The following is a 12675-nucleotide window of genomic DNA, read 5'->3' on the forward strand; positions in this document are numbered from 1 at the left end:
GGTTTTTTTCTTTGAAGACATTTGATCATTTGACCGTTGTCGGTCTGCGCGAGTGGGTGGCGCTCCCGGGCCTGGGAGTCGCTGGCCTGCGCGCAAAAATCGACACCGGCGCCAGCACCTCCAGCCTGCACGCCACCGATATCGAACCGTTCGAACGTGACGGCGAGAAATGGGTGCGCTTCACCGCGCACCTCGGCACGGTGGTGCAGTTGCGTCACCGGCGCTGTGAAGCACCGCTGGTCACGCGCAAAACCATCAAGAGCTCCAACGGCCATGCGCAAGTGCGCTATGTGATCAGCACCACGCTGGCCCTCGGCGATCGGGTCTGGCCGGTAGAGTTCACCCTGGCCTGCCGCAAGTCCATGCGCTATCGCCTGTTGCTCGGTTCCAAAGCCCTGATCGATGGCCAGTTGGTGGTCAATCCGGGCATCAAGTATGTACAAGACAAGCCGGTGTTCCCGGTATCTACCTCCTCCACAGGTGTTGCATGAAGATCGCTGTGCTGTCGCGTAATCCGCGTCTGTATTCCACCCGCCGTCTGGTCGAAGCCGGAATCGAGCGCGGGCATGAAATGGTGGTGATCGACACCTTGCGCGCCTACATGAACATTGCCAGCCACAAGCCGCAGATCCATTACCGCGGCAAACCGCTGGAAGGTTTCGACGCGGTGATCCCGCGGATCGGCGCGTCGGTGACGTTCTATGGTTGCGCGGTATTGCGTCAGTTCGAAATGATGGGCGTGTTCCCACTCAACGAGTCGGTGGCCATCGCCCGCTCGCGGGACAAATTGCGTTCACTGCAGCTGCTGTCGCGACGCGGAATCGGTCTGCCGGTCACCGGTTTTGCCCACTCGCCGGACGACATCCCCGATCTGATCGCCATGGTCAACGGCGCACCGCTGGTGATCAAGGTGCTCGAAGGCACTCAGGGCATCGGCGTGGTGCTGTGCGAAACCGCGACGGCGGCAGAGTCTGTGATCGAAGCGTTCATGGGCCTGAAGCAGAACATCATGGTTCAGGAATACATCAAGGAAGCCGGCGGTGCGGATATCCGCTGCTTTGTGGTCGGCGACAAGGTGATCGCGGCAATGAAGCGCCAGGCCAAACCGGGCGAGTTTCGCTCCAACCTGCATCGCGGCGGCAGCGCCAGCCTGATCAAGATCACTCCGGAAGAACGCATGACCGCATTGCGCGCGGCCAAGGTCATGGGGCTGGCGGTGGCAGGTGTGGATATCCTGCGCTCGAATCACGGACCGCTGGTGATGGAAGTGAACTCGTCGCCGGGACTGGAAGGCATCGAGACCACTACGGGCAAGAATGTCGCCGGGATCATCATCGAGCACCTGGAAAAGAATGGCGGGCCGAATATGACCCGCACCAAGGGCAAGGGCTAGAGAAGCAGCTGCTAGCGGCAAGCCTCAAGCGGCAAGTGAAAAGCGCTCTTGCTTGTAGCTTGTAGCTTGTAGCTTGTAGCTTGTAGCTTGTAGCTTGTAGCTTGCAGCTGCTTCTAGACTGCATCTCGGGGCAACATCAATCCCAACGGCAATCTCACCCGCGCCTCCAGTCCACCCCCGGACCGGTTGCGCAATTCGACATTGCCGCCATGCATCGCCGCAATCCTTTTCACTATCGCCAGCCCCAGCCCGGTACCTTTGCCACCGCGAGCCCGATCACCTCGGGTAAAGGGGTTGAAGATTGCCTCAAGCTCGGACGGATCAATTCCCGCGCCACGGTCCATCACACTCAGCACCACATACGGCGCGCTGGTATCTCCCGATACATACGCCGCTACTTCAACGCCGGTACCGGCATGGTTCAAGGCATTGCCGATCAGGTTGTTGAGCAGGCGTTTCATCGACACGCGACGCAGCGGAAACGGCTGGATCGGTTCCAGGCGCAGGCGCACTTTCTCTTCGTTCTGGTTGTACGGCGCGGCGACTTCGCGCACCAGATCGCTGAGGTCCACCTCCTCCACTGACTCATCACGACCATCGCGAATGAACGCGAGGAACTGGTCGAGAATCGCGTCCATGTCTTCGATGTCGCGGACCATGTCGTCGGTGAGGTCGGTGTGATCGCCCATCAGTTCCAGCGACAGGCGCAAGCGCGTCAGCGGTGTACGCAAGTCGTGAGAAACCCCGGCCAGCATCAGCTCGCGCTCACGCCCGGCCTGTTCGACGTCCTCGGCCATCTGGTTGAAGGCGCGATAAACCTCGGTCATTTCGCTCGGCGTATCACTGATCGGCAGACGTACGCTGCGGCCCTGGCCGAGTTGCCGCGCGGCATACACCAGGCGCTTCAACGGCTGGTTGAGCTGGCTGACGAAAATCCATGCCGACGCCGTCGACAACAGGCCGATGGCGAGGAACCAGCCGAGCACGTTCCAGATTTTCTGGCCGCGCAGCGGATGTGGATACAGCGGCACTTTCAGCCAGCCATCGCCCAGGCTCGGTGCCCTCACCCACAGCGCCGGTGGCGAGTGCATGCGCAAACGCACCTCGGTGTCGGCACCCAGTTCCGCCTGCATCTGACGTTGGTAGATTTCGCTGTACGGCCAGTGCTGTTCACCTTCCGGCACACCGGCGCCGACCACACGAATCAGGGTCGCGGCATCGGCAATTTTTGCGCGGTTTTCCTCATCGGCGGCCCAATAGGCGCGCAGCGTCAGAGCGACGCCATGGCTGTATTGGCGATCCACCAGCACGTCCTCGTTCATCAACAGATAAACCAGGGTCAGCGCCTTGGAAAACAGCACGACGATCAGCACCAGCCAGAGGGTGCGGGAGAAAAAACTTTGGGGGAACCAGACGGGGGTTTTCATCTTTAACCGCTACACACTTGCAGGAGCGAGCAATGCTCGCATATTGCGGATTGCGAGTCTGTGGCAATGGCCGTGCGGCCAGAGCCTTGCAGACCCGCTCCTACAAATCACCGATCACTTGGTGGCGGTGCCATCCGGTACGAACACGTAACCCACGCCCCAGACAGTCTGGATGTAGCGCGGTTTCGACGGATCGGGTTCGATCATCCGGCGCAGACGCGAGATCTGCACGTCGATGGAACGCTCCAGCGCATCCCATTCACGGCCACGGGCGAGGTTCATCAGCTTGTCGCGGGTCAGCGGCTGACGCGCGTTCATCACCAGCGCCTTGAGTACCGCGAACTCACCGGTGGTGAGCATGTGCACTTCATCGCCACGCTTGAGCTCGCGGGTCGCCAGCGACAACACGTAATCACCAAAGGTGACGTTTTCGTCTTCACTGCCCGGCGCGCCCGGCACCGGTGCGGCCTGACGGCGCAATACCGCTTTGACCCGCGCCATCAGCTCGTCGGGGTTGAACGGCTTGGCCAGGTAATCGTCGGCGCCCAGTTCAAGGCCCTTGATACGGCTCAGCTCATCGCCCTTGGCGGTGAGCATGATGATCGGAATCTGGTTGTTCGCGCTGCGCAGGCGGCGGCACGCGGTCAGGCCGTCTTCGCCCGGCAGCATCAGGTCGAGAACGACCAGATTGAACACTTCACGCGCCAGCAGACGGTCCATCTGCTCGGTGTTCGGAACGGTACGGGCACGGTAGCCCTTGCTGACGAAGAAACGCTCCAGCAGGCTGCTCAGCCCCGGATCGTCATCAACGATAAGAATTTTTTCGCCTTCAGCCGTTTGTGCAGTGCTGCTCATTGGATGCTCCTTTTAGCTCGGCGCGCATTATGGCGTAGCTGTCGTTATACGCACCGTGTGCATTGTTAGCAGATTTTTCCTTCACTGCCAGAAAACCGGGGTTTATGCCTACAGCCTGCAACGCCCCCGAATGACAGAACGCTGGTTATAATGCGCGGCGTTTTGCGCCAGGCAACGTCTGAATCGTTACCGTAAGTGGCCGGTATTTTTTCCGGCCCTGTGCAGTAACTGTTCGATTTCACGGGTCAATGGGCAGCTTCTTGATCCAGGCAGCGGCAATTTTCCAGCCGCTCAATCAGCCTCCAGGCCATTATCTGCGTGCCTGCGAGCCTGCTTTCATACTATGTCAGGTGGTTTTATGGACAGCATCAACAGCCGCATCGCCGAGGAACTCGGCGTACGCCCACAACAGGTCGAAGCGGCCGTCGCGCTACTCGATGAAGGTTCTACCGTTCCCTTTATCGCCCGTTACCGGAAAGAAGTCACCGGCAGCCTCGATGACACCCAGTTGCGTCATCTGGAAGAGCGCCTGCGCTACCTGCGAGAACTCGACGAACGGCGCATCAGCATCCTCGCCAGCATCGAGGAGCAAGGCAAACTCACCCCTGCCCTTGAGCGCGACATCAAGCTCGCCGACACCAAAACCCGTCTCGAAGACTTGTACCTGCCGTACAAGCAGAAGCGCCGCACCAAGGGCCAGATCGCCCTCGAAGCCGGCCTCGGCGAACTGGCCGACGGCTTGTTCAACGACCCGAACCTGTCGCCGGAAACCGAAGCCGCGCGCTTCGTCGACGCCGAAAAAGGCGTGGCCGACGTCAAGGCTGCGCTGGAAGGCGCCAAGTACATCCTCATGGAGCGCTTCGCCGAAGACGCCAGCCTGCTGGAAAAGCTGCGCAATTTCCTCAAACAGGAAGCGATCCTCAGTGCCCGCGTCATCGCTGGCAAGGAAGAGGAAGGCGCCAAGTTCCGTGATTATTTCGAACACGACGAGCCGCTGAAAAGCATGCCCTCGCACCGCGCCCTCGCCATTTTCCGTGGCCGCAACGAAGGCATTCTCAGCTCCGCGCTGAAAGTCGGCGATGAGCTGCCCGGCACCATGCACCCGTGCGAAGGCATGATCGCTCAGCAGTTCGGCATCCAGAACCAGAACCGCCCGGCGGACAAATGGCTCGGTGAAGTGGTGCGCTGGACCTGGAAGGTCAAGCTCTACACCCACCTGGAAACCGACCTGCTGGGCGAGTTGCGCGACGGTGCCGAAACCGAAGCGATCAACGTGTTCGCGCACAACCTGCACGACCTGCTGTTGGCCGCTCCGGCCGGCCCGCGCGCGACCCTGGGCCTCGACCCGGGCCTGCGTACCGGCTGCAAGGTTGCCGTGGTCGACTCCACCGGCAAGCTGCTCGACCACGCCACGGTTTACCCGCACGTGCCACACAACAAGTGGGATCAGACCATCGCCATCTTGGCCGCGCTGTGCGCCAAGCACTCGGTGGATCTGATCGCCATCGGCAACGGTACTGCCAGCCGTGAGACCGACAAGCTGGCGATCGAACTGATCAAAAAATATCCAGCGATGAAAATGACCAAGGTCATGGTGTCCGAAGCCGGCGCCTCGGTGTACTCGGCCTCGGAACTGGCGGCCAAGGAATTCCCGGATCTGGACGTGTCGATCCGTGGCGCCGTATCGATCGCCCGTCGCTTACAGGATCCGCTGGCCGAACTGGTGAAAATCGATCCGAAATCCATCGGTGTCGGCCAGTACCAGCACGACGTCTCGCAGCTGAAACTGGCGCGCGGTCTGGATGCCGTGGTCGAGGACTGCGTGAACGCCGTGGGCGTGGATGTGAACACTGCCTCCGTGGCATTGCTGGCGCGGATTTCCGGCCTCAATGCAACGCTGGCGCAGAACATCGTTGCTCACCGTGACGAACACGGCGCGTTCAAGACTCGTGCAGCGCTGAAGAAAGTCGCGCGTCTGGGCGAAAAAACATTCGAACAGGCCGCCGGTTTCTTGCGCGTGATGAACGGCGACAATCCGCTGGATTCGTCGGCGGTTCACCCGGAAGCCTATCCGCTGGTGCAGCGCATTGCCGCTGAAACCGACCGCGACATTCGCTCGCTGATCGGCGATGCCGCGTTCCTCAAGCGTCTGGATCCGAAGAAATTCACCGACGAAACCTTCGGTCTGCCGACCGTCACCGACATCCTGCAAGAACTGGAAAAACCCGGTCGCGACCCACGTCCGGAGTTCAAGACCGCCGAGTTCCAGGAAGGCGTCGAAGACCTCAAGGATCTGCAACTGGGGATGATCCTCGAAGGCGTGGTGACCAACGTGACCGCGTTCGGTGCATTCGTCGACATCGGCGTGCATCAGGATGGTCTGGTGCACATCTCGGCGCTGTCGGAGAAGTTCATCAAGGACCCGCGCGAAGCGGTCAAGGCCGGTGACGTGGTGAAAGTGAAGGTCATGGAAGTCGATATCCCGCGCAAACGCGTCGGCCTGTCGATGCGCATGAGCGACACCCCGGGCGAGAAAATCGATGGCGCCCGTGGCTCGCGTCCGGGCTCGGCACAACGCCAGCCGTCGAACAATGCGCCACGCAAGGAAACCGTCACCGCCGCGCCGGTGAACAATGCGATGGCCTCGCTGTTCGCCAACGCCAAGCAGTTGAAGAAACGCTGATGGACATGCCGGCCGGGCTCGTCGAGAGCGCGTTTTTCAAGCTGTTGGGCTGTCGCCTGCACAGTCTCGAAACCGGGGTGGCGCAAGTCGCCCTGGCGCTTGAGCCCGAACTGCGCAACCGTGGCGGCAAGCTGCACGGTGGCGCGCTGTTCAGTCTGGTCGACATCGCCATGGGCCTGGCTTGTTCCAGCAGCCATGGCTTCGATCAGCAGAGCGCGACCATCGAGTGCAAGATCAACTACATCCGCGCCGTTTCCGATGGCGAGGTGCTGTGCACGGCGCGGGTGATCCACCCGGGCCGGCGCACGCTGGTGGTCGAAGCCGAGGTGGTGCAGGGCGACAAACTGGTCGCAAAAGCGCAAGGCACCTTCGCTGTCCTGTAGATGTTGCTCATCATTTTGAGTTAATTTCGGCGCTGTGATCGCAGCGTCGAGCTTTTCTGTGGGAGCGAGCTTGCTCGCGAAGAGGGCATTTCAGTCAGCCTCAAGTCGCCTGACACTCCGCCTTCGCGAGCAAGCTCGCTCCCACAGTTCGCGTGCATCCGCCAGATTCAGGGAATGAAGTTGGCGATTCAACGGGGGCTGACAGGCCCGAAAAACCAGGCGATAACGCCAGTTTCAACTTCACCCTTGTAGACCGTCCTGCCCACCCCCATATTGGGGCGACTGACGCGTGAAGGAATCCAAATTGAGCGAACTTCTCAACCGCCGCCTGGCTCTGCTTGGCGAGCGCGCTAACCTCTCTCTGCTCAAGCAGTGCCTGCACGGTATCGAACGTGAATGCCTGCGTGTGACCAGTGAAGGTCGCCTGGCGCAAACGCCGCACCCCGAAGCCCTGGGTTCCGCGCTGACCAACGAACAGATCACCACCGACTACTCCGAGTCGCTGCTGGAATTCATCACGCCCGCCCTGCCGGATCCTGCCGACACGCTGGCGAGCCTGGACAAGATTCATCGTTTTGCCTACAGCAAACTCGGCAACGAGTACCTGTGGAGTCCATCGATGCCGTGCCCGTTGCCGGCCGAGGAAGACATCCCGATTGCCTACTACGGCACCTCCAACATCGGTCAGCTCAAATACGTCTATCGCAAGGGCCTGGCCCTGCGTTACGGCAAGACCATGCAGTGCATTGCCGGGATTCACTACAACTTTTCCCTGCCGGAACAACTCTGGCCATTGCTGCGCGAGGCCGAAGGTTTCGTCGGCACCGATCGCGATTTCCAGTCGGTGTCCTACATCGCGCTGATTCGCAATTTCCGTCGCTACAGCTGGCTGCTGATGTACCTGTTCGGTGCCTCGCCGGCGCTGGACGCCGGTTTCTTGCGCGGGCGTTCGCATCAGCTCGAACAGCTCGATCCGGACACCCTCTATCTGCCGTACGCCACCAGCCTGCGCATGAGCGATCTCGGTTATCAGAGCAACGCCCAGGCCGGCCTGACACCGTGCTACAACGATCTGGCGAGCTACACCGACAGCCTGCGCGAAGCGGTGGCCACGCCCTACGCGCCGTACGTGGAAGTCGGCACGCACAAGGATGGCGAGTGGGTGCAGCTCAATACCAACATCCTGCAGATCGAAAACGAGTACTACTCCAACATCCGCCCGAAACGCGTGACCTACACCGGCGAGCGGCCGATCCAGGCGTTGATGGCGCGCGGCATCCAGTACGTCGAAGTGCGCTGCCTGGACATCAACCCGTTCCTGCCGATGGGCATCGACCTCACCGAATCGCGCTTCATCGACGCCTTCCTGCTGTACTGCGCGCTGAACGACAGCCCGCTGCTGACCAACACTTCGTGCGGCAACGCCACCTCGAACTTCCTCAGCGTGGTCAAGGAAGGTCGCCGTCCGGGCCTGCAATTGCAGCGTGATGGTGAGTCGGTCGAAATGAAGCAATGGGCCGCTGAACTGCTGGAACAGATTGCTCCGCTGGCGGCGATGCTCGATCAGAGCGTCGGCGGCGATGCCCACAGCAAGGCGCTGGATGCGCAACTGGCCAAGGTCAACGACCCGTCCCTGACGCCATCGGCGCAGGTACTGGCGGCCATGGCTGAGCACAAGGAAAGCTTTGCCCAATTCTCCCTGCGCCAGAGCCAGGCCCATGCCGAGTTCTTTCGCAGCGAGCCGTTGGCAGCTGACGAGCAAGCGAGGTTTGAAGAACTGGCGCGCGCGTCGCTGGCGCAGCAGACCGAGCTTGAGCAGAACGAAGTCGGCGATTTCGATGTGTTTGTCGGCGCGTATCAGGCGAGTATTCTCGCCATCAGCAATTAAAAGCCCCTCACCCTAACCCTCTCCCAAAGGGAGAGGGGACTGACCGCGTTGTTCTTGCGAGCTACACCGACCTGAAATACCGGGCCGAACTCAGGCCTTGAAAAGCATGAAGATCAACTCCCTTTCCCCCTCGCCCCCTTGGGGGAGAGGGCTGGGGTGAGGGGGCAAAGTTCTGACGTCGAACGAATCATCCGAAATCCCCACACCCTCTCCTATCCTTAGATTTTTCCGCTCATAAGCTCATTCGAAAACGTTATTTATTTCGCGATTCTTAGATCATTTAGTCTCCACTCATGCCGACATTCGGTCGCCTGATCTGGAGCTCTCAATTGAAACTGAATTTCCCGCTTCGCCTGCTCGCCGCCGCCTCGCTGGCCGCTGCAAGCTTCCTGGCCCAGGCGGCCGATCTCACCGTCGCCTACCAGACCACCGTCGACCCGGCCAAAGTCGCGCAGGCCGACGGCGCCTACGAGAAAGCTACCAAGGCCGATATCAGCTGGCGCAAGTTCGATAACGGCGCCGATATCATCGCCGCCATCGCGTCCGGCGATGTGCAGATCGGCTACCTCGGTTCGAGTCCGTTGACCGCCGCGATCACCCGCAAAGTGCCGGTCGAAACCTTCCTGATTGCCACGCAGATCGGCGCCGCTGAAGCACTGGTCGCGCGCGACGGCTCCGGCATCAAGACTCCGCAGGATCTGATCGGCAAGAAAATCGCCGTGCCGTTCGTGTCCACCGGGCACTACAGCCTGCTCGCCGCGCTCAAGCACTGGAACATCGACCCGTCGAAAGTCACCGTGCTCAACCTCGCGCCGCCAGCGATCATCGCGGCGTGGAAACGCGGCGATATCGACGCCACTTACGTGTGGGATCCGGCACTGGGCGTGGCCAAGGAAAACGGCAAAGTGCTGATCACCTCCGGCGAGCTGGCCAAGTTCGGCGCGCCAACCTTCGATGCGTGGATCGTGCGCAAGGACTTCGCCGAGAAGCACCCGGAAATCGTCACCGCGTTCGCCAAGGTCACCCTCGACGCCTATGCCGATTACCGCAAGGATCCGCAGGCCTGGCTGGCCAACCAGAGCAACGTCGACAAACTGGTCAAACTATCCGGCGCCAAGGCCAGCGACATCCCATTGCTGCTGCAGGGCAACGTCTACCCGCTGGCGGCGGATCAGGTCAGTGATCTCGGCGCGCCGACCACCAAAGCCATCACTGACACTGCCGCGTTCCTCAAGGAGCAAGGCAAGGTCGAAGCCGTCCTGCCGGACTACGCGCCTTACGTCAGCGCCAAATACATCACCAACTGATCGGGAGATACAGCGATGGCCTTGCTACAGCTGGAGCGCATCAGCGCACAGTACCCGGGCAGCCCGGAGCCGGTGCTGGCGGATATTTCTCTGACCCTGGGGCCGCAGCAATTGCTGGTCGCCCTCGGCCCGTCCGGCAGTGGCAAGACTTCGCTGTTGAACCTGATTGCCGGTTTCGTCGAACCGAGTTCAGGACGCATCACCCTTGACGGCGTGCCAGTCAAAGGCCCGAGCGCCGAACGTGGCGTGGTGTTTCAGGACGACGCCTTGCTGCCCTGGCAGGACGTCTTGGCCAACGTCGCCTTCGGCCTTGAACTGGCCGGTGTCGGCAAGGACAAACGCGAACAGCGCGCCCGGGAAATGCTCGCGCTGGTCGATCTCGCCGGCTTCGAAGAGCGGCGCATCTGGCAATTGTCCGGCGGCCAGAAACAACGCGTCGGCCTCGCCCGCGCCCTCGCCGCCGACCCGCGCGTGTTGCTGATGGACGAGCCGTTCGGTGCGCTTGATGCATTCACTCGCGAGCAGATGCAGGAGCTGTTGCTGCAAGTCTGGCAACGCACGGCCAAGCCGGTTTTCCTGATTACCCACGATATTGAAGAAGCGGTGTTCCTCGCCACGGACCTGATTCTGCTGGCGCCGAATCCGGGGCAGATCGTCGAGCGTCTGCAATTGGATTTCGGTCAGCGTTATGCCGCTGGCGAGTCGGCCCGTGCGATCAAATCCGATCCGCGTTTTATCGAAACCCGCGAGCACGTGCTGAGCAAAGTCTTCTCGCAACGCAGCGCCGTACCCCGGCAGGAGCGCGCATGAGCAGTTACGACGTTTCCGCTGCGGCGGTGAAAACACGTTCGGTGAGCATCCCGGTGCGCCGCAGCCTCAGCACTCGCTGGATCAGCCTGCTGACCCTGTTCGGCCTGTTGGCGATCTGGTGGGCGGTGACCGCGACCGGGATGATCGAACCGCTGTTTCTGCCACCGCCCTCTGCCGTGCTGCAAAAAGGCTGGCTATTGGCGACTTCCGGATACATGGATTCGACGCTGTGGCAGCACCTCGGCGCGAGCCTGAGCCGCATCGGCCTGGGTCTCGCTTTTGCGATTCTGACCGCCGTGCCGGTGGGCATTGCCATCGGTGCCAACCGCATTGCCCGCGGTGTGCTCGATCCGCTGATCGAGTTCTACCGCCCGATCCCGCCGCTGGCCTATCTGCCGCTGATCGTGATCTGGTGCGGCATCGGCGAGTTGTCGAAAGTGCTGCTGATCTATCTGGCGATTTTTGCGCCGATTGCCATCGCCACCGCGACTGGCGTGCGTACCGTCGACCCGGCAAAACTGCGCGCGGCGCAGTCGTTGGGCGCGACGCGCGTGCAGCTGATTCGCCACGTGATTCTGCCCAGCGCCCTGCCGGACATTCTCACCGGCGTGCGCATTGGCCTGGGGGTTGGCTGGTCGACGCTGGTCGCCGCTGAACTGATCGCGGCCACCAGTGGCCTGGGCTTCATGGTGCAGTCTGCTGCGCAATTCCTGGTCACAGATGTCGTGGTGCTGGGAATTCTGGTCATCGCCCTGATCGCCTTCGCCATGGAAATGGGCCTGCGCGCATTGCAGCGCAGACTGGTGCCGTGGCACGGCCAGGCGCACTAAATCGCCTTGTGAAAATTCCCCTGTGGGAGCGAGCCTGCTCGCGAAAGCGTCAGATCAGTCACTGCACTGTCGCCTGACACTCTGCATTCGCGAGCAGGCTCGCTCCCACAAAAGCATGACACTCCGAATTCGAAGAGAACGACCATGAGCACCCTCAACATCACCCCGTTAAGCTCGGCCCTCGGTGCGCAGATCAGCGGCGTCGACATCAGCCAGCCGCTGAGCCTGGCACACCGCGACGCCATCGAGCAGGCGCTGCTCAAGTATCAGGTGCTGTTCTTCCGCAATCAGCCGATCGAGCCGGCACAGCAGGCACGTTTCGCGCATTATTTCGGCGACCTGCACATTCATCCGATTTACCCGAACGTGCCGGAACAACCGGAAGTGCTGATTCTTGATACCGCCGTCACCGACGTGCGCGATAACGCGATCTGGCACACCGACGTGACCTTCCTGCCGACGCCGGCGATGGGCGCAGTGCTCAGCGCCAAGTTGCTGCCGGAGTTCGGTGGCGACACGTTGTGGGCCAGCGGGATCGCGGCATATGAAGCGTTGTCGGCGCCGATGAAAACCCTGCTCGAAGGTCTGACCGCCACCCACGATTTCACTCGTTCGTTTCCGCTCGAGCGCTACGGCAACACGCCTGAAGCGCTGGCGCAGTGGGAAGAAGCACGGCGCAAGAATCCACCGCTGTCGCACCCGGTGATCCGTACGCACCCGGTGAGCGGCCGGCGCTCACTGTTCGTCAATGAAGGGTTTACCTCTAAGATAAACGAGCTGTCGGAAAACGAAAGCGAGGCGATTCTGAAGTTTCTGTTCGCCCATGCGACGCGACCGGAATTCACCATTCGCTGGCGCTGGCAGAAAGACGATATTGCCTTCTGGGACAACCGCGTGACCCAGCATTACGCGGTGGACGATTACCGACCGGCGCGGCGGGTGATGCAGCGGGCGACGGTGTTGGGGGATGTGCCGTTCTTCAAGTGATCGCTGATGATCGTTCCCTCGCTCCGCGTGGGAATGCATCAACGGACGCTCCGCGTTCGGCTTTAGATGGGACGCGGAGCGTCCCGGGCGGCATTCCCACGCAGAGCGTGGG

General features: G+C 61.3%; 11 protein-coding genes. 9 read left to right on the forward strand and 2 right to left on the reverse strand.

Going from position 1 to position 12675, the window contains the following annotated elements:
- Positions 1 to 11 precede the first annotated feature (11 nt).
- Together rimB and rimK are read left to right on the forward strand one after the other, a co-directional pair.
- Positions 12 to 491, forward strand: coding sequence for a retropepsin-like aspartic endopeptidase RimB (rimB, locus tag ACYSTU_RS09955; RefSeq protein WP_016772184.1), 480 nt, complete (start codon positions 12 to 14; stop codon positions 489 to 491).
- Positions 488 to 1393: a 30S ribosomal protein S6--L-glutamate ligase gene (gene rimK, locus ACYSTU_RS09960; RefSeq protein ID WP_024011184.1), complete on the forward strand. Its 906-nt coding sequence runs from the start codon at positions 488 to 490 to the stop codon at positions 1391 to 1393. Before rimB ends, rimK begins: the two co-directional genes overlap by 4 nt.
- Before the next feature lie 113 nt (positions 1394 to 1506).
- Here rimK and ACYSTU_RS09965 read toward each other — a convergent pair whose 3' ends face one another.
- Both ACYSTU_RS09965 and ompR read right to left on the reverse strand, forming a co-directional pair.
- The gene (locus ACYSTU_RS09965) at positions 1507 to 2820 is read right to left on the reverse strand and encodes an ATP-binding protein (protein WP_016770645.1); all 1314 of its coding nucleotides are present in this window, start codon (positions 2818 to 2820) and stop codon (positions 1507 to 1509) included.
- 114 nt (positions 2821 to 2934) lie between these two features.
- A complete protein-coding gene (gene ompR / locus ACYSTU_RS09970; protein WP_016772186.1) occupies positions 2935 to 3675 on the reverse strand; it encodes an osmolarity response regulator transcription factor OmpR in 741 nt (246 codons plus the stop codon).
- 358 nt (positions 3676 to 4033) lie between these two features.
- On the opposite strand from ompR, the gene ACYSTU_RS09975 reads away from it, so the two are divergent.
- From ACYSTU_RS09975 to tauD, 7 genes are all read left to right on the forward strand, one after another.
- Positions 4034 to 6358, forward strand: coding sequence for a Tex family protein (locus ACYSTU_RS09975; RefSeq protein WP_498997875.1), 2325 nt, complete (start codon positions 4034 to 4036; stop codon positions 6356 to 6358).
- Positions 6358 to 6741: a PaaI family thioesterase gene (locus ACYSTU_RS09980; protein WP_016772188.1), complete on the forward strand. Its 384-nt coding sequence runs from the start codon at positions 6358 to 6360 to the stop codon at positions 6739 to 6741. The genes ACYSTU_RS09975 and ACYSTU_RS09980 overlap by 1 nt, the downstream gene beginning before the upstream one ends.
- A 304-nt stretch (positions 6742 to 7045) precedes the next feature.
- Positions 7046 to 8629: a glutamate--cysteine ligase gene (gene gshA, locus ACYSTU_RS09985; protein ID WP_498997879.1), complete on the forward strand. Its 1584-nt coding sequence runs from the start codon at positions 7046 to 7048 to the stop codon at positions 8627 to 8629.
- A 329-nt stretch (positions 8630 to 8958) separates the two neighbouring features.
- Positions 8959 to 9936, forward strand: a complete 978-nt coding sequence (gene tauA / locus ACYSTU_RS09990; protein WP_076565061.1) for a taurine ABC transporter substrate-binding protein — start codon at positions 8959 to 8961, stop codon at positions 9934 to 9936.
- A gap of 15 nt (positions 9937 to 9951) precedes the next feature.
- On the forward strand, positions 9952 to 10746 hold the full coding sequence (gene tauB, locus ACYSTU_RS09995; protein WP_110602205.1) for a taurine ABC transporter ATP-binding subunit: 795 nt from the start codon (positions 9952 to 9954) through the stop codon (positions 10744 to 10746).
- Positions 10743 to 11576, forward strand: coding sequence for a taurine ABC transporter permease TauC (gene tauC, locus ACYSTU_RS10000; RefSeq protein ID WP_136492445.1), 834 nt, complete (start codon positions 10743 to 10745; stop codon positions 11574 to 11576). The genes tauB and tauC overlap by 4 nt, the downstream gene beginning before the upstream one ends.
- Before the next feature lie 144 nt (positions 11577 to 11720).
- Positions 11721 to 12563 (forward strand): taurine dioxygenase, encoded by an 843-nt coding sequence (gene tauD, locus ACYSTU_RS10005; protein WP_498997887.1) that lies wholly within the window; start codon positions 11721 to 11723, stop codon positions 12561 to 12563.
- Positions 12564 to 12675: the final 112 nt, after the last annotated feature.

The sequence above is a fragment of the Pseudomonas glycinis genome (assembly GCF_054871425.1).

Excerpts from the sequence above, each read along its gene's own strand:
- rimK (WP_024011184.1), top strand. The coding sequence starts at position 488 with ATGAAGATCGCTGTGCTGTCGCGTAATCCGCGTCTGTATTCCACCCGC.
- tauC (WP_136492445.1), top strand. The coding sequence starts at position 10,743 with ATGAGCAGTTACGACGTTTCCGCTGCGGCGGTGAAAACACGTTCGGTG.
- ACYSTU_RS09975 (WP_498997875.1), top strand. The coding sequence starts at position 4,034 with ATGGACAGCATCAACAGCCGCATCGCCGAGGAACTCGGCGTACGCCCA.
- ompR (WP_016772186.1), bottom strand. The coding sequence starts at position 3,675 with ATGAGCAGCACTGCACAAACGGCTGAAGGCGAAAAAATTCTTATCGTT.
- ACYSTU_RS09980 (WP_016772188.1), top strand. The coding sequence starts at position 6,358 with ATGGACATGCCGGCCGGGCTCGTCGAGAGCGCGTTTTTCAAGCTGTTG.
- tauB (WP_110602205.1), top strand. The coding sequence starts at position 9,952 with ATGGCCTTGCTACAGCTGGAGCGCATCAGCGCACAGTACCCGGGCAGC.
- ACYSTU_RS09965 (WP_016770645.1), bottom strand. The coding sequence starts at position 2,820 with ATGAAAACCCCCGTCTGGTTCCCCCAAAGTTTTTTCTCCCGCACCCTC.
- tauD (WP_498997887.1), top strand. The coding sequence starts at position 11,721 with ATGAGCACCCTCAACATCACCCCGTTAAGCTCGGCCCTCGGTGCGCAG.